Raw genomic sequence first — 19,309 nt, 5'->3', positions numbered from 1 at the left:
ATCTTTCTTCTAAAATCTTGCTTCTTTCTTCTAACGCCTAACATCGAACTCCTCACATGCTTTCAATCAAAATCTTCCTTAAATGAAATTGCACAAAAGCATCCATAGAATCTGATCTTTTGGTATTGTCATTATAATTTAGAGGTTTTATGATATAACCAGAAATTCCCAGTTTTTCTGCCGCAAACCGATCTTCTCCTTCAGAAGAAGTGGTCATTATAAAAACTTTCAAATTTTTCAGTTTTTCATCTTCCCGAAGCACTTTCAAAAACTCTATTCCGTTCATTCTGGGCATGTTAATATCCAAAAGAATCACTTGCGGATTCAGGTTTAAGTCCGGATCGCGCAACAGTTTTAAGGCTTCGATACCGTTGTAAGCGGAATGAAGTTCATACTCAATTTCTAATTTTTTTAATGATCTTTCTACGCTAATAATGTCGAGTTCATCATCTTCTACTAATAAAATGGTCGGCTTTTTCATAATTCTAACTATTTCTCCAGGTAAAAATAAATTCTGTACCTTCTCCAACTTTAGAGATCACAATAATATGTTCTTGTTGATCGTCGATAATTTTTTTAACAATTGCAAGTCCCACGCCTGTGCTTTCCTGCTCGTTTTGTTCGCGAAGTGTCTGGAATATTTCAAATATTTTTTGATGGTATTCTATTGCAATACCAATCCCGTTATCTTTTACCGAAAACTCATAAAAATGAGAATATTTTCTGCAGCTAATTTCAATTACGGCATCTTCGCGGGTGGTATATTTTACGGCATTACTAATTAGATTAGCAAAAACCTGTTCGAGTTTTATTCGTTCTGTAAATAATTCAGGCAAATGCCCTATTTCTAATTTGAAATTCCTTGGCACAATCGAATCTGCAATTTCATGCACCAGATTGTTGGTATCAATGTGTTCTGGCGGAACTTTAATATTTAGTCGTGCATAATCTAACAAACCATTAATTAGGGCTTCCATTCTTCTGGTTTTCTGCGGAATAATAGCTAAATATCTTTTTAACTCGGGAGAAAGTTCTCCATCCAAATCTTCTTCAATCCAGGTTATTACGTTATGAATTCCGCGTATGGGCGCTTTTAAATCGTGAGAAACGACATAAGCAAACTTATTAAGTTCGGCGTTTCTGTTTTTAAGTTCGTGGATGTTTTTATCAAGTTTGCCGGACATACTGTTTAATGATGATGCCAAAGCCGTTAATTCATCATTTCTGGTATCTTCAATACTTGTGAATTTTCCCTTAGAAATATTTTCGGCGAGACTAACCATCGAAGAAATTCGTTTGGTCGTAATTTCCATGATATAAAGCGTGCTGGAAATCCCTACTATAATAGTCAAAGTGAGGAAAATGAGAGAAAAAATTCGGGTGTGCCTGAGAGAAATAAGTAACTCTTCACTATGATGTTTTCTTCTTTTATATTCTATTCGGTCGAATCTTGTGAACTTTTTGGAGATTTCATCGTTGATATTTTTACCGATGTGTTTTTTTAGTGAATTTTCGAAGAAATTATTAAAAGAATTAGGATTTTGTTTTCTGGCCTGAATGAGTTTTTCAGAATAATGAAGCCAATTATTATGGAGCGTATTAATCGAATCAAAAATAACGCGCTGCGAATTATCATTACCAATACGCAAATTTTGCTCATTTACTAAAAGCGGTACAATTTTAAGACCTCTAAAATAAGAATCTAAAAAAACACGATCATCTGTAAGCAAATAACCTCTAAAGGCACTTTGCATTTCTATAATCGCTTTATGGGTTTTGTTTGAAGTACGGATTATTTCTTCTGACCTGGATAGAAAATGAGAGTTTAACTGCACTTTTTTTGACATCATATAATTGGTATATGAGTCTGCAACAGAGAGCAAAATTATGAGTGTAAATGCTAAAAGGATTTGGGTGGATAATTTCATTTTCGAAAATTAAACATACATAGATTACTCTTGACTTATTTCTGTAAATAAAAATAGTAAAAAAAAACAGATAGCTGTACTTAGTTTTTTAAGTTATCTGTTTTGAGTAAAATCATATAATTCGAAGAAACTAAAAATTCAGGAATGCTTTGATTCGTAAGCATACTTTCTTAAAATTTGTTTTAAGTCGTTAAAATTATTTGGTTTCGAAATATAATCATGTGCCCCAAGCTGTTTTGCTTCTCGTTTAATATCTTCAAGCTGTGAAGTCGAAAAAATAATAATTGGAATTTGCTGTAGTACGTCCTGTTTTTTTATTTCGGTCAAAAGTTCTAAACCGGACATAACAGGCATATTGAGATCAAGAAAAATTACGTCTGGTTTTATTTCCATCATTAAAAGCTTTTGGTAAGCTTCTACAGGATCATTTATTCCTGTGTATGAGGAATGAGAAACCGCATTAAGTGCTTCCATAAACAATTCGCAATCATCTAAATCGTCATCGATTTGGAGAAACTTTTTATATGCCATTGGTTTTAAATTTTTGGAATTTATTAGACAACATTCTAATGTTTTTTCCTAATATTTTGTGGTATTACTTAAGCATTACTTTATAAAAAATTCATGATGCCAATAAATAACGTTTTATGCTTATTGCCTCTTACCAAATGTAATAATTTAATTATTAATACAACTATTAACGGGCGAAATAAATATCTCCACAGAACATTTAGTTGTAAATAATTCCTGATTTTACTAAAAGAATAAATTTTATAGTTTTTTTTGGTTTTTTACTAAATATCGCTGTTCTTTCTTTTTTGAAGAATGCTGTTTTTTTCTATTTCTTTCAAAAATTCGCTGTCAAAATCAGCATAAGCTTTTAATCTGTATTTTTTATCTCTTGAGCGCATGACGAGATGAATTTTCTGAACCATTAACCAAATTGGTTCATAGCGTTTGTGCCCTAATAAATATTGAATTTGTAATGCCGAAAATTTTCGTTTTGAAAGTGTCATCAATTCAATACAAATCATCCAGTGCCTAAATGGTAAATTTGAATTTTCCATCACGGTTCCAGAACGAAGTCCTATTCGAGTGCCACATTTTCTGCACTGAAATTTTAAATCAGTTCTTCGAAAAGTGTGTTGGTTATGTTCGCATTTTTTACAACCCAAACCGCTTTCTAGACGTTTGTTTTTAAATTCTTCGATACAGGTTTCTTCATCAGGATATTTTTCAAAAAACTTACGTAACTCCATTTATACAATTTATGTTTTACGCATTAAATATAAATCAATCCGAATAAAGCAGCATTATTAATATTTGAATTTTAGGCAAAAAAAAGGGAATACGCCAACTGATATTCCCTTTTCAATACTAAAAAATAGTATTACAATTTTTCTTCAATTTCTTTTTTGTATTTATTCAGAATAGATTTTGTCATTCCTAAATTTGCCTTTGTAGAATCTACTGCCAGATAGATAAAATAATCTCCATTATCTGATACATCAATAATATGAATTTGAGATGTTAGGGTGATCATTACATTATCAATTGTTTGTCCTTCCAGACTTAGTGCTTTTATGGCATTCATCTTTGCTTTAACTACTTCAAGATTATAGGCAGATGCTAATTCAGGATCAAAATCAGCCACTACAGATTGTGAGTGATATGATATTCCGCTTTTAATTTCAGCTACAGAGACTGCAATAAAACCTGGTACATTTTTTTGAAGATCTGCTCCAAATTGTTTTAAAAAATCAGACATGGTATTTTTTTTAGATTGGGTATTTGAAACCTTTTGTTAGGATTTGATGCAAAATTATAGATCCATTCCTATATAATTATCCGCTTTACGTACCTTGGGTTATTTTTTTTATTCAATAATTCATAATTCTATTGTAATACTTTAACTCCATAAAAAAACTCCTACTTTATCAGCAGGAGTCTTTCAAACAAATAATCTATTCTAATTTTAATGCAGTTTTTATTTAGAGTTTTTATTTTATTTTTTGTTCGGTTAAACCACGTGTTAACCAGCCTCTTTTATTTGCTGTTGCAATTGCATATGGTGTGATCCAGAATAAACTGAAGGTATAAAAAAGACTATATGAATATGCCCAAAGTGATTCTCTTAAATTATATCTTTTTGCATAAAAGAACACCGGAAAACTAGATACGATTAATATACTTAATAATGTAGAGCTCAAAAACAATACCGGGTGAATGGCAATAAAAAAGAACATGAAGGCTAAAAATGGATAAGACATTAACATTTTTGTTGATTGGCTTACAAATAATAATCTTGACCCGAATTTTGATCCTTTTCTAAAATCTGTAAAAACAAATTTCGACATCATGATATTCTCACGCACATTACTTCTTGCCCATCTAATGAACATTTTGTATAAACCTGTGTATTCTTCGGGAACATTTGTTAAAACCGTAGCATTACGCTGAAATAATACGTGGTGACCTTGTTTTAAAATCATGTTTGTCATAGCGCGGTCTTCTCCAATATCCGAAGGCTGTCCCATAAAAGTTTGGTTGATCCATTCGTCAAGACATCCAAAAACAGCTGTTTTACGATAAGCTGCAGCAGCACCAGGAGTACAAAGTACAGATCCTAACATACTTTCTGCAGAACGCATGAATTCAAAACTCATTACGAAACTTACGTTTAACATTTTAGGAAGAATCGCTTTTTTATTATTCAAAACCTGAACGTTTCCTGCAACTGCCCCACATTTTTCATTTTTAACAAACGGACTCACTAAATTTCGTAAAGTATCTGTTTTTACGATAGAATCGCTGTCTACAGTTACAAAGATTTCTCCTGTTCCTAATTCAAACCCACGGTGAAGTGCGTGACGTTTTCCTCTGTTTTCAGGCTGTTGAAAAATGGTTAAACGATCTCCCAATTTAATTTTTGCCTGCTGCATCCAATACCATGTATCATCTTTACTACCATCATCGATAGCCAATAACTGCATTTTCTCTTCTGGATAATCGCTGTTTGCTAAACTCAATAAAGTATCCCAAACTAATTTTCCTTCGTTGTAGGCAGGAACAATTATGGTAGTTGTTGGCAATAATTCATCACTAACTGATTCGATTGGTTTGTATTTGAAAAATAAATATACATTATAAAGAAAAGCTCCTATTTGAAAGAAAAACAATAATATGGTTACAATTAAAAAAGGATAACCCCATGTTGAATTGATTCTGTCTAATTGAAACTGATCAAAGTCGTCTTGTAATAGATAAACTGCAAAAGCACCTGCAAACATTAAGATAAAAGTACCCGCAAGTACAAATAAATTTAATGGGTTTGATGTTCGTGCAATATTTTTAGTGGTAGTGTCGTTATTAATGCGAAAAATGGAACTTTTTAAAGTTTGTTCTACATTACTGGTGTCACTTGAAGAATAAAATTGTTTTGAGATAATTGTTTCACTTTCCATGTTTGTCTACTTTATTTTTTATCTGAAATGGCTTTTAATTAAATTGTACCCTGTTTTATTAAAATTGTATACAGAATCACATTATCTCAGTAAGCAACCCTTATGCCATTATGCTTTTTCGCTGTTATAGAGCTGTTTACCTGGTTTCGCGATAAAAGCTTGTGTGTAAATTTTACACAAATCAGGGTACAGTATACACTTTACACACTAGTAAACACAGGTAATTTTAGAATTAAAACCGTATTTTGTTCCTATCAAAAATGTCGTTTGAAATATTTTTTTATTTTTTTTCTGAAAATTTGTCCAATTCTGAAAGCTCGGTTGTCATTAGGGTATAACATTTAAAATTATACACAATGGAAACTAGAATTAATTTATTCGAAAAAGGTCAAAAAGCATTAACTCCTTTATTTGGAATTACTGTTTATTTAAAAAAATCAGGTCTTGAAAAATCACTTATCGATTTAGTAGATTTTAGAGTATCACAAATCAATAGTTGTGCTTATTGTCTGGATATGCATTCAAAAGAAGCTTTGGCGGCAGGCGAAACCCCACAACGTTTGTTTGGTTTAAGTGCATGGAGAGAAACTCCTTTTTATACAGATAAAGAAAGAGCCGCTCTTGCCTATGCAGAAGCCGTAACCGCTTGTCATGTATCTGATGATGTTTATAATGATGCAAAAGCACACTTTTCTGATGAAGAATTGATCGATCTTACTTTGGCTATTACAACAATCAATACATGGAACCGTTTAAATCTTGCTTTTCCAAACAATGTAGGTTCTTACAGAGTTGGGCAATTTGGATAAATAAATCAAGCTGTTTTTTATATGAGGTAAAATAGTAAATTTATGTCTTCAATGTAAAAACAGTCTTTGTCTAAATTATTCAAACATAAATAAAAATTTTATTTCACGCAGATTCTGCAGATTTAAGCAGATTTAAATTGGATAATTATCTGAGTAGATCTGCTTAAATCCTTTTTAAATCTGCATAAAAAATATAAGCCAAAGATTACGTTGAAAAAAAATATTTCACGCAGATTTGGTAGATTAAGCAGATTTAAGTTTGGAAAATTATTTGCCTGAATCTGCTTAAATCCTTTTTAAATCTGCGTGAAAAAATATTCAATACATAGTTATTAAAAAGATTTTTAATATTGAATTCTAAATTTTTAATTTAAAAACATAAAACAATGAACGAGTTTTTATTAATTTTCAGAAGAGATTTTACAACTAAAGAAATACAGCCTTCTCCGGAAGAAATGCAACAGCATTTTCAGCAATGGCAAAATTGGTTCGGAAGTCTGGCTGCACAAGATAAACTGGCAAGACCCTTACAACGCTGGGACGGACAAGGGAAAATTGTAACCAATAACAAAAACGTAACAAATGGTCCGTACGTAGAAATCAAAGAATCTATTGGCGGAATGATTACTGTAAAAGCAAAGGATTATGACGAAGCTGCCGAAATCGCACAAAATTGCCCTGTTTTGAATTTAGGCGGAAATGTGGAGATTAGAATGGCGGTGAATAGTTAAATTCCAAATTTTAAATTCCAAATTCCAATTATAGAAGACTGGAATTTTTTTAAGAGTTTAGGCATCTTTGTCAAAGTTTTAAACTTTGACAAAGATTTACGGTTACAATAACCGCAGTTTATGTTGGAATTTGGGATTTAAAAAATTTGAAATTTTATATTTATGATGGAAAAAGAACTCATACCAAATTTATTCAGAACAGAATATCAGAAAATAGTTTCGGTACTTAGTAATCTGTTTGGTATTCATCATATCGAAATTGCCGAAGATATTGTGAGCGATACTTTTCTGGCCGCAACAGAAACCTGGGCAATAAAAGGAATTCCGGATAATCCGACTGCCTGGCTTTATACGGTTGCGAAAAATAAAACCAAGAATTATTTTAAACGAAATGATGTTTTTGAAAAGAAAATTGCAACCGAAATAAAATACAACACACCTCTTAATAATCCGGAAACAGAAATTGATTTATCGGAACAAAATATTGCCGATAGCCAATTGGCAATGATTTTTACAGTTTGTAATCCTTGTAATTCAAATGAAGCTCAAATTGCATTGGCGCTAAACTTATTATGCGGTTTTGGAATCAATGAAATATCAGATGCTTTTTTATCTAATAAAGAAGTAATTTACAAAAGAATCAATCGTGCCAAGGAAAAACTCAAAGAAGAAAACATTAAAATTCAGCATCCCAATTCGGCAGAAATTAACGAACGAATTGAGACGGTCTTAAAAACGATTTATCTGCTGTATTCTGAAGGTTATTATTCTACATCGCAAAATACTACTTTACGCAAAGATCTTTGTGCCGAAGCGATGCGCCTCACCTATTTATTGATTCAGAATGAAAGTACCAATTTACCTGCAACGAATGCTTTAATGGCTTTGATGTGTTTTCATTCTTCAAGATTTGAAGCGCGAACTTCAGAAAATGGAGAAATTATTTTATATCAGGATCAGGATGAATTACTTTGGAATCAGGAACTGATCGATAAAGGAACTTATTTTTTGAGCAAATCTTCGTCAGGAAACAAACTTTCTAAATACCATCTCGAAGCCGGAATTGCCTACTGGCATACACAGAAAAAAGATTCTCCCGAAAAATGGCAGCATATTCTGGAATTGTACAATAATCTGATTATTTTAGAATATTCACCAATTGTGGCTTTAAACCGCACTTTTGCCTTATCAAAAGTAAATGGTAAAAAAGAAGCAATTATTGAAGCCGAAAAACTCAATTTAACCGATAATCATTTCTATTATTCTTTACTGGGAAATTTATATACTGATGTTGACAATAAAAAAGCGCATCAGCATTTTGAAACTGCTCTTAGCTTAGCCAAAACAATTACCGAAAAAAATATCATCAATAAAAATATTCTTCAGCTTTCTTTTTTTTGATTCAAAAAATTCTTAATTTCAATAGTAATTCGAGAGTATTTGCATTATCATTTATTGTTCGTGAATATGACAGTTTTTTTTAAAATAATGACCTCAAAATTATTTAAACAGCTGTTAAATCTTTAATAAATGTTAATGTTAAATATTGTAGGAAAACGTATATTTGAGTAAACAGAATATTTTATATCGTGCAAAAACAAACAAAATCACATAGTTTTATTTTCCCAAAAACTCCTTCAGGAATAGATGGCCTGGATGAGATTACTGATGGTGGATTTCCTAAAGGACGACCAACTTTAGTCTGCGGTGGTGCGGGTTGCGGAAAAACATTGTTATCTATGCAGTTCCTTATTAAAGGGATTACAGAATATAACGAACCCGGAGTTTTCATGTCTTTTGAAGAGCCTTCGGATGATCTTACATTAAATGTCAAATCACTTGGTTTTGACCTCGAAAAACTAAAAGCAGATAAAAAGCTTGTAGTGGATTATGTAAGAGTTGAAAGATCGGAAATTGAAGAAGCCGGAGAATATGATCTCGACGGTTTATTTATAAGATTAGGACATGCCATCGATTCGATAAAAGCAACCCGAGTGGTTTTGGATACGATCGAATCCTTATTTGCAGGTCTTGACAATCAGGGGATTCTTAGAGCTGAGTTACGAAGATTATTTCATTGGCTTAAAACCAAAGGCGTAACAGCAATTATTACAGGTGAACGCGGAGAAGCAACACTTACACGTCAGGGACTGGAAGAATATGTTTCGGATTGTGTTATCGTTTTAGACCATCGTGTTATCGAACAGGTTTCGACCAGAAGAATGCGAATTGTAAAATACCGCGGATCTACACATGGTACCAATGAATATCCTTTTTTAATTGATGAGGACGGAATTTCGGTATTGCCTATCACATCATTAAAACTGAATAATGAAGTTTCTTCGGATGTAATTCCTACGGGAGTGCCCGGATTAGACAGTATGTTTCAGGGTGGTGGATTTTATAGAGGAAGCAATATATTGGTTTCCGGAACTGCAGGTACAGCAAAAACAACGGTTGGATGTTATTTTGCCAATAAACAATGTGAAAATAACGAGCGTGTTATCTATTTTGCCTTTGAAGAATCACCACAGCAATTGGTTCGTAATATGAAATCTATAGGTGTTGATCTTGGAAAATATATCAAAAAAGGCAATCTGCAAATTCATTCTTCCCGCCCATCCTTAAATGGTCTTGAGCTGCATTTGCTTACACTACGAAAACTTATCAAAGATTTTAAACCAACTACAATAGTAATCGATCCTATAAGTAATCTTATTAATGTTGGCAGCGAGCAGGAAGTTCGTTCGATGCTGGTGAGGCTCATAGATATGCTAAAAGCAAATAATATTACGGCACTTTTTACTTCTTTAAACAAACAAACAGACAATTTCAGACCTGATCTTGCCGAAGAATCTGTATCGTCTTTAGTCGATACCTGGATTACGGTGCGCGACATGGAAGGAATTGGCGAAAGAAACCGAGGAATTTTTATTGTAAAAGCCAGAGGAATGGGACATTCTAATCAGGTTAGAGAATTTGTTATTACAAATAAAGGAATTGAACTGCTTGATATAGAATTAGGTCCGCAGGGAATATTGACAGGATCAGCGAGAAAATCATATTTGTTCAAAAAAACAATTTCAGATATTAAACTGCAAAACGAAATAAGCAGAAAAGACCGTGAAATTGAGCGTAAACGCAAAGTACTTCAAGCTAATATTGAAGCACTTCGAAACGAATTTGAATCGGCAGAAGAAGAATTAAGTATCTTAAAAGCAACAGAAGAATTGCAGGAAAAACTGAATCCTAAAAAAAAATAGCAATAAAATGAAAAAAGAAACTGTAGCCGAATGGCAATTGTTGCTATATATCGCAGGTCAGACACCAAAGTCGATTAAAGCACTCGAAAATATAAAAAAATACGCCGAAGAATATTTGGCGGGTAAATATAGTATCGAAATTATAGACTTACTTAAAAGTCCGCAGTTGGCCGAAGGAGATCAAATCCTCGCCGTTCCTACGTTGGTCAGAAAATTTCCTGAACCAATTCGTAAAATAATTGGGGATCTTTCTAATGAAGAAAGAGTTTTGGTGGGGCTCAATATTAAACCTTTAAAAGTGTTATAATGAGCAACTCATCTGATGTTACAAAACCGGAAAAACATAAGTTTATGCTTTTTGTTTCGGGTATGTCTGTAAAATCAGGGCATGCAATTGAAAATTTACGAATAATATGTGATAAATATCTCGCCGGTAATTTCGAACTGGAAATTATAGATATAAGTCGGGATACAGAACAGGCCGTAATACATCAAATTGTAGCCATACCAACATTGATTAAGATAGGTCCTGCACCAAGAAGAATCATTTTAGGTGATTTGTCAGACAGGGAAAAAGTATTACAAATACTAAACTTAAGGGAACAAATTTGAGCGATAACAACAAACATATCGAATCTTTATTAAAAGAGATAGCAGCATTAAAAGAAGAACTTCATGAGTCTAATAGTATTGTTGAGGCCATAAAAGTAGGAGATGTTGATGCATTAGTCGTTAATACTAACGGGATTCCGCAGCTTTATTCTCTTGAAACTGCAGATTACACTTTCAGGCTTTTAATTGAAAAATTCAGGCAGGGTGCTTTGAGTATTTCACGTAATGGTTTGATCTTGTACTGTAATGATTATTTTTCTGAACTTGTAGGCGTGCCTTCAGAAAAAATAATTGGTAACTATTTACAGGAATATTTTAATAATCCTGACCACTTAGTTTCTCTTATTGAAGCACTGAAATATGGTATTTCGACGCATGAAATTTTATTTAAAACCAATTATAGCACAAAGACTTTTCCTGCCTCCATATCAGTTACTGATCTTGAGCCTTCTGTACAGGGACTTGGTATTGTAGTAACAGATTTAACTGAAAAGAAAAAACATGAAAATGCTTTAATACAGCATCAAAAAGATCTTGAGGAAAAAATCAACGAATTAAACCGCATCAATAAAAATCTTGAAGAGTTTATTCATGTAATATCTCATGATCTTAAAGAACCGCTTAGAAAAATAGTAATGTATAATGAAAGAATCAACAAAACAGATCTTTCAGAAACAGACACTAAATATCTGAACGTAATGAAATTATCTGCTTTAAGATTAAATTCTCTCGTGGATGATTTGGTAAATTATTCCTCACATACTAAACAGGAAGAGCGTACACAGGTAAACCTGGTTGAAATAATTACTGAAGTTAATGAGGATTTGGAAATTATTATTAATGATAAAAAAGCTAATTTTGAGATAGGAAAACTGCCTGTATTGCAAGCTTCAAAAGTGCAAATGCGACAACTTTTTTCTAATTTAATCTCAAACGCAATTAAATACAGTAAAGAAGATATTCCTCCTGTTATACAAATTTTTCAAATTGAGGATTTTGAATCTGCTGATAAATTTGTAAAAATTCAAATAAAGGATAACGGGATTGGAATGGAAAAAAATCATCTGCTCAAAATTTTTACAATATTCCAGCGTTTACATGCTAAGAATGAATATTCCGGAAATGGTATTGGCCTTGCCATTTGCAAAAAGATCATGGAAAATCACTCCGGGAATATAACTGTAGAAAGTACTCTCAATCAAGGCACCACATTTAATCTTTATTTTCCAATATAAAATGACAAAATTGAACAATCTACATATTATTATTGCCGAAGATGACGAAGATGACGCCGATGTAATCTCTGAAATCTTTAATAAAAACCCTGATTTTGATAAAGTTAGCTTAGTGTCAAATGGCGAAGAACTTTTAAATTATTTAAAAAACACTTCCAACGAAACTCCCGACGTTATTCTTACCGATATCAATATGCCTATAATCGATGGTATTGAAGCGCTACAGCAAATTTTAAATACCGAAACATTAAAAAGTATTCCGTGTTTTATCTATTCGACGAGTATAAATCCTGCTTATAAGGAAAAATGCGATTTACTTGGTATAAAAGGTTACCTCATTAAACCCTATTCTATTGAAGGTTTTGAAGAAATTCCCAAACAAATTATTAAAATTATCGAACAGCAATAGTAATATCTAAAGCCACAGATTAAAAAATTAAAATGATTTTTTTTCACACAGATTCTACAGATTTGAGCAGATTTAATTTTAAAATTATCTTCTTGAATCTGTACAATCTGCTTTAATCTTTTTAAATCTGCGTGAAATAAATAAACTTTGCGACTTCGCGAGAAATAAGTTGGCCTGATTTTGCGCAAACCTTAGCGCACTTTGCGATAAAATTAAGCTCAATTTTATACTCACAAGTTTTAAATTATTTCTCATCTTCCCCAAAAATTCAATTTTGCAAGCTGTAGTGCGATTAAAACTACTTTGAAATAATATCTAAAGCCACAGATTAAAAGATTAAAATGATTTTTTTTCACACAGATTCTACAGATTTGAGCAGATTTAATTTTAAAATTATCTTCTTGAATCTGTACAATCTGCTTTAATCTTTTTAAATCTGCGTGAAATAAATAAACTTTGTGCACCTTGCGTATCCCGAGGCTTCAGGATAGCGAACTTTGGAGTAAAATTTACACCCAAATTTATAAACTCTATATGTTTTTAAAACATTTCTCATCTTCCTTAAACATTCAAATAATCCAAAACATTCAAATAATAATCAAAACGGTGTAAATAATAATTGGTGTTATGATAGTTGAAAACAAATTATACATTTGTCTCACAACAACCAAAAAACCAAACCAGGTGAATCTAAAATTACGTTTAACCATTTTCTTATTGCTCAGTTTTATTGGCGGTATTACAAATGCTCAAAATAGTCAGATCGATAGTTTGCAGCGCATTTTGCGTGTTACCAAAATAGATACTTCAAAAGTTAATCATTATAATGCAATCGCTGATTTATATAAGGAAATTGATACTGATTCCACTTTATTTTATGCTCAAAAAGCAGCCTTTTTAAGTACTAAAACAGGATATAATTTTGGTCTTGCAACTGCTTATAACAACAAAGGAAATGCCTCTATCATTCTGGGCAATTATCCTGCTGCCCTACAATATTTTAAAAAAGCGCAAACCGAATTTCAAAAATGTCTCAACCAAAATCCTGATCAAAAACAATATAAAAAAGGTCTGGCAAGAGCTTATGCAAGTTCTGGTGTAGTATATTCAGAACAAAGCAATTATCTCTTATCGTTGAAAAATTACGAACAGGCTTTGTTACTATATCAGGAAATTAAGGAAGAGCAAAGCATTTCTAAAGTTCTCAATAACATGGGAGTCCTTTATAAATCACAGCAAATTTATCCTAAAGCTTTGCATTATCTCAAAGAAGCTTCTAAAATACAAATCGCTCTTGGCGAGCAAAATGCGCCCATGACGCTGACTAATATTGGTGTAATTTATTTTGAATTGGGCAACTACAAAAATGCCATTGAATATTATCAAAAAGCAGAAAAAGGTTTCGAAAAAAACAATAACAAACGCGGATCTGCACTTTTAAATAATTATTTGGGAGATTATTATACCAAACAAAATAATCTTTCTGTGGGACTTGGTTATTATCAGGAATCACTAACATTATACGAGGAAATTCAGAATAAATTTGGGGCTTCGCTTGCTCTGTACAATATTGGTTTATTATTACAAAAACAGAAAAAATATAACGAAGCACTTTCTTTCGCACTTAAATCATTAAAGTATGCAAAAGAAATTGGCGTACAAGATCAAACCTATCATACCGAAAAGCTGCTAAGCGAATTGTATGAATCATTAAATGAAACAAAATTAGCGTTAACTCATTACAAAAATTACGTAAGCTCACGTGACAGCATTCAAAATCAAGAAATTAACATGAAGTTTGCCCGTGCAGAAATGAATTACGAGTTTAAGAAAAAAGAAGCTTTACTTTTTGAAAAACATAAAAGAGAAACGCAATTCGTTATCTTTTCTATCTTGGCAATATTGTTATTAATTGTTTTAAGTATTGTAATTTATAACAGAATGCAGGTTAAACGACAGCTCACACTTAAAAAAGAAGTAGCCGAATACGAACAGAAAGCACTGCATTTACAAATGAATCCGCATTTTGTTTTTAATTGTCTGAGTTCGATTTCGAGTTTTATTGTCCAGAACGGAACTGATTCCGCTTTAAAATATCTGTCTAAATTTTCAAAATTAATGCGTCTCACGCTCGAATATTCAAAAGGTTCATTGATTCCAATTGATAAAGAAATCGAAAGTTTACAGAATTATCTCGAACTCGAACAGCTTAGGTTTCATGATAAGTTTGAATTTGAAATTCAATCCACAGAAAATGTAGAGTTTAATATGGGGTTACCTCCTTTATTGATTCAGCCTTTTGTCGAAAATGCGATTTTGCACGGCATGGTTCCCAAAGAAGGAAAAGGAAAAATCAGTGTGAATTTTGATGTTCAAAAAGAGCAATTAATCTGCACGATTACAGATGACGGAATTGGTTTATCAGAATCCAAACTTTTAAAAGAAAACTCCGTTACGGCACATCAGTCTATGGCGTTGGAAATTACAAAAAAGCGTTTGAAGATTATGGAATCGATCACTTCCAAATCGGCTAAAATAGAGATTATCGAACTTAATTCGGCACAACAAAAAACAGGGACAAAAGTTACTTTATACCTGCCAATTCAGTATATGTCTTAATTCGAAAAACAATATCAATATCAATATCAAAAAGGCAATTGCAATTTCAATTTTCAATTTCAAAATCAATTTCAAAAAGCATAAATAACCGACCATGATAACAGCACTATTAATCGACGATGACAAGCATTTACGAACCGGACTAAAAGCGCTTTTAGAACGATACACAAATGATATTTTTATTGTTGGCGAAGCCGAAAGTGTAAAAACCGGAATCGCTGCAATAGAAAAACTGAATCCGCAGGTTATTTTTCTGGATATTCATTTAACAGACGGAACCGGTTTTGATATTCTGGAACGTCTTTCTAAAGCAAACGGAAAACTGAAATCGCATGTTGTTTTTATTACCGCACACGAACAATATGCCCTTAAAGCTTTTAAGTTTAGTGCTTTAGACTTTATTCTAAAACCTGTTGATCCCGAAGAACTGCAGCTTACAATGGCCAAAATAAAAGAAGCAGTGGGAAAAAATAATTCGTTTGAAAACATTGATTTATTATTGGAAAACATCCGTAAAAAAGTCGATAATTTTAAGAGAATTGCCTTATCAACAAGCGACGGAATTCATTTATTTGAGGTTTCGGATATTATTCGATGCGAAGCCAAAATAAATTACACCCAATTCTTCATCAAAAATCACAAACCTGTTTTGATATCAAAAACACTTAAGGAATATGAAGAATTATTGGCAGAACACGGTTTTGAACGCATTCATCAATCGCATTTAATCAATTTATCGTATCTCAAATCGTACATCAAAACAGATGGTGGATATGTGATTATGGCGGATAATGCCAATATTCCGATTGCACAAAGCAAAAAAGAAAAGCTGCAGGAATTAATCAATTCACTTTAAAAATCATCCCCAAAATTTTCTAACGAACAACTCAAACCATAATAATTATGAGAAAAAAATTACTCTTACTGATCTTGCTTTTTACCGGTCTGGTAAATGCCCAGATACTTACTTTTACAGATACTACATTTAAGGCCATGCTGGTAAATGGCGGTGCAAATAATTTTACAGCATCTTCTGGCGGTGTTCCCGTTACGAGAATAGACACTAATTTTAATAATGAGATCGAAGTTTCTGAAGCGGCTTTAATTGACAAACTTTGGATAGAAGGCGCCAATGCTCCGCAAGTAACAAACATTCAGGGAATTGAAGGTTTTACCAATGTGACCGAATTAGGTTTTAGGGAAATCAGCGTGACATCGATTAACTTAAGCGGAATGCCGAATTTAAAAACGCTTTTTGTAAAAAGTCCAACTTTAGTAACAGCAACCGTTTCCGGAATGAATGCTTTAACAGGCGCATCTTTTATGGAAAATCCTTTACTTGAAACTTTAAACATTTCAAATAATCCTTTGCAAACGACTATTCTCGCACAGCAAAATCCAGATTTTTCTACTTTTAATGTCAGCAATCTTCCTCTTTTAAAAGAGTTTTATGTGGCAGATAATGTTTTGACAGCTCTGGATATAACAGGCTGTCCGAATGTAGAATATTTCAACGCCGTAAACAATCAGTTAACATCGATGAACGTTTCGGGTTTAACAAAACTGACTACTTTTTTAATCGAAGACAATACCACTCTTTCTTCAATAAATGCAGCGGGTTGTACGTTGCTTAATTTTCCGCAATCTGCCTTTAATTCAACGAAAGTATTAACAACCGCAGATTTTTCAAACTGTTCAAGTTTAGAATATATCTTGTTTCCGGATAATACGCTTACTTCCTTAAATCTCTCAGGCTGTAGTGCTTTAAAAGATATAAATGTGTCAAATAATGCCTTAACAACATTATCACTTACGGGTTGTACCGCATTAACCAATTTAAATTGTAACAACAATCAATTAACGGCACTTAATTTAAGTACATCGCCAAACCTTGTACAGGTTCAGGCTTCGACAAATGCTATTTCGAATTTAAACTTAACAGGAACAACAAATTTGAAAAATGCCTTTTTAAAATCAAATCAAATTCCGTCGTTAAATCTTTCCGGAAATACAAATTTAGAAATTCTGGATTTAAGCGAAAACCCAACCACAAATCTAAATCTTTCGGGTTGTACGGCATTAAATAATGTTTCATTAGTTGATACGAATCTTGCTGCTGCCGATTTTTCCAATTGCAGTTCACTAAAGTATATTGGTAATATTAGTACCGCATTAACATCAATAAATGTTCAGGGCTGTACAGCTCTTGAAACACTTTCTATAAGTGGAAAACCGCTTGAAAAAGCACCGTTAACATCGTTGAATGTTGCTGGTTTAACCAATTTAAAAAGCCTCGATTGCAGTTATAATACTGTTTCTTCTCTTAACCTTTCGGGCTGCAGTGCCTTAACGTCTGTTTTTTGTATTGAAACACCAATTACAGCCATCGATTTCTCTGATTCGCCAAATATTATGACGCTAAACGTAAACGGAAGTGCTTTAGAAAACATTGATCTTTCTGGTTTTACAAATTTCCAGACTTTATCTGCAAGCAGTAATCCAAATCTTAAAATGATTTTTGCCAAAAACGGAAAAACGGAAACTTTATTTTTAGGCAATGCCAATACCAATCTGGCTTTTGTTTGTCAGGACGAAGCAGATATTATTGCAACAAAAAACTATTTATTAACCGTAGGCTTATCAAATGTAGAAGTAAACTCGTATTGCTCTTTTACGCCGGGCGGAAATTACAATACAATTACAGGAACAATTGCTTTTGACCTTGACAACAATGGTTGTGATGCCTCAGATGCCAAACAGCCAAATTTGAAAGTTGGACTTCATGACGGCACGACGCAAAATGAAACCTTTACCAAAGCTAGCGGAAAATATGTTTTTTATACCGGTGCAGGAAATTTTTCACTAACACCACATCTTGAAAACCCAACACTTTTCAGTATTTCTCCGATTAATCCGTTGCTTTCTTTTGCAGATAGTAACAATCATGTTGCAACTCAGGATTTTTGTATTACCGCAAACGGATCTCAAAGCGATATCGAAATTGTTATTGTGCCAATTGTACCTGCAAGGCCCGGTTTTATTGCTTGGTATGAAATCGTGATTCGAAACAAAGGAAATCAAACCGCAAGCGGAAGTTTTAATTTTAACTACAATCAAAACTTAATGCATTATGGTTTGGCAACTTTGGCTCCAAATGTGCAAAGTCCGGGATTATTGGGCTGGAATTACAACAACTTACTTCCATTTGAAAGCAGAAGTAATTATTTTGGACTGAATGTAAACACACCCGTACAAACGCCTCCCGTAAATATAGATGATGTATTGAATTTTACAGCGACAATAAACCCAATTGCAGGCGATCTTAATCCCGCAGATAATACATTTAATTACAATCAGGTTGTGATAGGTTCTTATGATCCTAATGATATTGAATGTCTTGAAGGAAAAAATGTTTCTCCGAGCACCATTGGCGAGTATTTACATTATGTAATCAATTTTGAGAACACAGGAACGGCTCCTGCAGAGAATGTAGTGGTAAAAGTAACGATCGATCCAACCAAATACGATATTAATTCGCTGCAATTATTAGATACTTCACATCCGTCTCAAATAAACATTCACGGCAATGTTGCTGAATTTATTTTTACCAACATCAATTTAGGTACGGCTAAAAAAGCAAAACTTACAGCAAAGGATCCGCCTGTTAACAATCATGGCAATATTTTATTTAAAATTAAAACACTGGACGATCTGATTACCAATGACAAGGTTGAAAAACAAGCCGATATTTTCTTTGATTATAACGCGCCAATTGAAACCAATAAAGCCGAAACTATTTTTAAAAATCTAGGAACCAAAGATCTTGAAGTTGATAAAAGTGTGGCATTATATCCTAATCCTACAAAAGGAAATATCAATATTAATAGCGACAACACTATAAAACTCATCGAATTATTTGACGTTCAGGGAAGAATCCTGCAAACAAAAATAGAAAGCAACAACAATACAACACTTGATATTTCAAACAAAGCAAACGGACTTTATTTCATCAGAATCACAACTGAAAACGGCATGAAAGTCGAAAAAGTAATAAAAGAATAAAGAAATAAATTTAGGTATTTCATTTAAAAAGCCTTCTGAAATCGAGAGATTTTGGGAGGCTTTTTAAGTATATCAATTAAGTTCAGGAAAAATTTTAGGACCTATTTCCTGCTATCCGTTTCAATCTTTTATTTTTTTAAAGAAAAAAAATAAAAGGATTTCCACTTCTATCAGGGC

At 32.7% G+C, this 19,309-nt stretch carries 16 protein-coding genes and 1 pseudogene; 11 read left to right on the top strand and 6 right to left on the bottom strand.

From position 1 onward, the window contains the following. Positions 1-52 precede the first annotated feature (52 nt). From RT99_RS05500 to RT99_RS05475, 6 genes and pseudogenes are all read right to left on the bottom strand, one after another. A complete protein-coding gene (locus tag RT99_RS05500) occupies positions 53-481 on the bottom strand; it encodes a response regulator (protein WP_042563741.1) in 429 nt (142 codons plus the stop codon). A gap of 4 nt (positions 482-485) precedes the next feature. After that, positions 486-1,928 (bottom strand): ATP-binding protein, encoded by a 1,443-nt coding sequence (locus RT99_RS05495; RefSeq protein WP_042563740.1) that lies wholly within the window; start codon positions 1,926-1,928, stop codon positions 486-488. Between the two features lie 138 nt (positions 1,929-2,066). Next, positions 2,067-2,459 (bottom strand): response regulator, encoded by a 393-nt coding sequence (locus RT99_RS05490; RefSeq protein ID WP_042563739.1) that lies wholly within the window; start codon positions 2,457-2,459, stop codon positions 2,067-2,069. A 346-nt stretch (positions 2,460-2,805) separates the two neighbouring features. Then, positions 2,806-3,187 (bottom strand): annotated as a pseudogene (locus RT99_RS05485) (IS1595 family transposase); the annotation flags it as partial. Between the two features lie 131 nt (positions 3,188-3,318). After that, on the bottom strand, positions 3,319-3,696 hold the full coding sequence (locus tag RT99_RS05480) for a hypothetical protein (RefSeq protein WP_042563737.1): 378 nt from the start codon (positions 3,694-3,696) through the stop codon (positions 3,319-3,321). A 232-nt stretch (positions 3,697-3,928) separates the two neighbouring features. Further along, the gene (locus RT99_RS05475; protein ID WP_042563736.1) at positions 3,929-5,392 is read right to left on the bottom strand and encodes a glycosyltransferase family 2 protein; all 1,464 of its coding nucleotides are present in this window, start codon (positions 5,390-5,392) and stop codon (positions 3,929-3,931) included. Between the two features lie 356 nt (positions 5,393-5,748). Here RT99_RS05475 and RT99_RS05470 point away from each other — a divergent pair, with 356 nt between their 5' ends. The 11 genes from RT99_RS05470 (at position 5,749) to RT99_RS24605 (ending at position 19,132) form a co-directional block, all read left to right on the top strand. Next, the gene (locus tag RT99_RS05470) at positions 5,749-6,201 is read left to right on the top strand and encodes a carboxymuconolactone decarboxylase family protein (protein ID WP_042563735.1); all 453 of its coding nucleotides are present in this window, start codon (positions 5,749-5,751) and stop codon (positions 6,199-6,201) included. A 386-nt stretch (positions 6,202-6,587) separates the two neighbouring features. Then, a complete protein-coding gene (locus RT99_RS05465; protein ID WP_042563734.1) occupies positions 6,588-6,932 on the top strand; it encodes a YciI family protein in 345 nt (114 codons plus the stop codon). Between the two features lie 162 nt (positions 6,933-7,094). Further along, positions 7,095-8,333, top strand: coding sequence for an RNA polymerase sigma factor (locus tag RT99_RS05460; RefSeq protein WP_042563733.1), 1,239 nt, complete (start codon positions 7,095-7,097; stop codon positions 8,331-8,333). Positions 8,334-8,521: 188 nt separating this feature from the next. After that, positions 8,522-10,195 carry a circadian clock protein KaiC gene (kaiC, locus tag RT99_RS05455; protein WP_042563732.1) on the top strand — a complete coding sequence of 558 codons (1,674 nt, stop codon included), beginning with the start codon at positions 8,522-8,524 and terminating at the stop codon, positions 10,193-10,195. Between the two features lie 7 nt (positions 10,196-10,202). After that, complete coding sequence (locus tag RT99_RS05450; RefSeq protein WP_042563731.1) at positions 10,203-10,502, top strand: circadian clock KaiB family protein; 300 nt, start codon at positions 10,203-10,205, stop codon at positions 10,500-10,502. Then, the gene (locus RT99_RS05445) at positions 10,502-10,807 is read left to right on the top strand and encodes a circadian clock KaiB family protein (RefSeq protein WP_042563730.1); all 306 of its coding nucleotides are present in this window, start codon (positions 10,502-10,504) and stop codon (positions 10,805-10,807) included. Before RT99_RS05450 ends, RT99_RS05445 begins: the two co-directional genes overlap by 1 nt. After that, positions 10,804-12,042 carry an ATP-binding protein gene (locus tag RT99_RS05440; protein WP_042563729.1) on the top strand — a complete coding sequence of 413 codons (1,239 nt, stop codon included), beginning with the start codon at positions 10,804-10,806 and terminating at the stop codon, positions 12,040-12,042. Before RT99_RS05445 ends, RT99_RS05440 begins: the two co-directional genes overlap by 4 nt. A gap of 1 nt (position 12,043) precedes the next feature. Continuing rightward, on the top strand, positions 12,044-12,451 hold the full coding sequence (locus RT99_RS05435; protein WP_042563728.1) for a response regulator: 408 nt from the start codon (positions 12,044-12,046) through the stop codon (positions 12,449-12,451). Between the two features lie 684 nt (positions 12,452-13,135). Continuing rightward, positions 13,136-15,070: a tetratricopeptide repeat protein gene (locus RT99_RS05425; RefSeq protein ID WP_165587178.1), complete on the top strand. Its 1,935-nt coding sequence runs from the start codon at positions 13,136-13,138 to the stop codon at positions 15,068-15,070. 94 nt (positions 15,071-15,164) lie between these two features. Then, positions 15,165-15,926 (top strand): LytTR family DNA-binding domain-containing protein, encoded by a 762-nt coding sequence (locus tag RT99_RS05420; protein WP_042563725.1) that lies wholly within the window; start codon positions 15,165-15,167, stop codon positions 15,924-15,926. Positions 15,927-15,973: 47 nt separating this feature from the next. Beyond that, positions 15,974-19,132 (top strand): T9SS type A sorting domain-containing protein, encoded by a 3,159-nt coding sequence (locus tag RT99_RS24605; protein ID WP_052483573.1) that lies wholly within the window; start codon positions 15,974-15,976, stop codon positions 19,130-19,132. The last annotated feature ends 177 nt before the right edge of the window (positions 19,133-19,309 follow it).

The sequence above is a fragment of the Flavobacterium sp. MEB061 genome (assembly GCF_000834715.1).
In the GTDB taxonomy this organism is placed as follows: Bacteria; Bacteroidota; Bacteroidia; order Flavobacteriales; family Flavobacteriaceae; genus Flavobacterium; species Flavobacterium pectinovorum.
This window is presented reverse-complemented; position numbering and strand designations above follow the sequence as displayed.

Bases quoted from the DNA above. Each gene is read 5' to 3' on its own strand.
- RT99_RS05500 (WP_042563741.1), bottom strand. From the start codon at position 481: ATGAAAAAGCCGACCATTTTATTAGTAGAAGATGATGAACTCGACATT.
- RT99_RS05495 (WP_042563740.1), bottom strand. From the start codon at position 1,928: ATGAAATTATCCACCCAAATCCTTTTAGCATTTACACTCATAATTTTG.
- RT99_RS05490 (WP_042563739.1), bottom strand. From the start codon at position 2,459: ATGGCATATAAAAAGTTTCTCCAAATCGATGACGATTTAGATGATTGC.
- RT99_RS05480 (WP_042563737.1), bottom strand. From the start codon at position 3,696: ATGTCTGATTTTTTAAAACAATTTGGAGCAGATCTTCAAAAAAATGTA.
- RT99_RS05475 (WP_042563736.1), bottom strand. From the start codon at position 5,392: ATGGAAAGTGAAACAATTATCTCAAAACAATTTTATTCTTCAAGTGAC.
- RT99_RS05470 (WP_042563735.1), top strand. From the start codon at position 5,749: ATGGAAACTAGAATTAATTTATTCGAAAAAGGTCAAAAAGCATTAACT.
- RT99_RS05465 (WP_042563734.1), top strand. From the start codon at position 6,588: ATGAACGAGTTTTTATTAATTTTCAGAAGAGATTTTACAACTAAAGAA.
- RT99_RS05460 (WP_042563733.1), top strand. From the start codon at position 7,095: ATGATGGAAAAAGAACTCATACCAAATTTATTCAGAACAGAATATCAG.
- RT99_RS05450 (WP_042563731.1), top strand. From the start codon at position 10,203: ATGAAAAAAGAAACTGTAGCCGAATGGCAATTGTTGCTATATATCGCA.
- RT99_RS05445 (WP_042563730.1), top strand. From the start codon at position 10,502: ATGAGCAACTCATCTGATGTTACAAAACCGGAAAAACATAAGTTTATG.
- RT99_RS05435 (WP_042563728.1), top strand. From the start codon at position 12,044: ATGACAAAATTGAACAATCTACATATTATTATTGCCGAAGATGACGAA.
- RT99_RS05420 (WP_042563725.1), top strand. From the start codon at position 15,165: ATGATAACAGCACTATTAATCGACGATGACAAGCATTTACGAACCGGA.
- RT99_RS24605 (WP_052483573.1), top strand. From the start codon at position 15,974: ATGAGAAAAAAATTACTCTTACTGATCTTGCTTTTTACCGGTCTGGTA.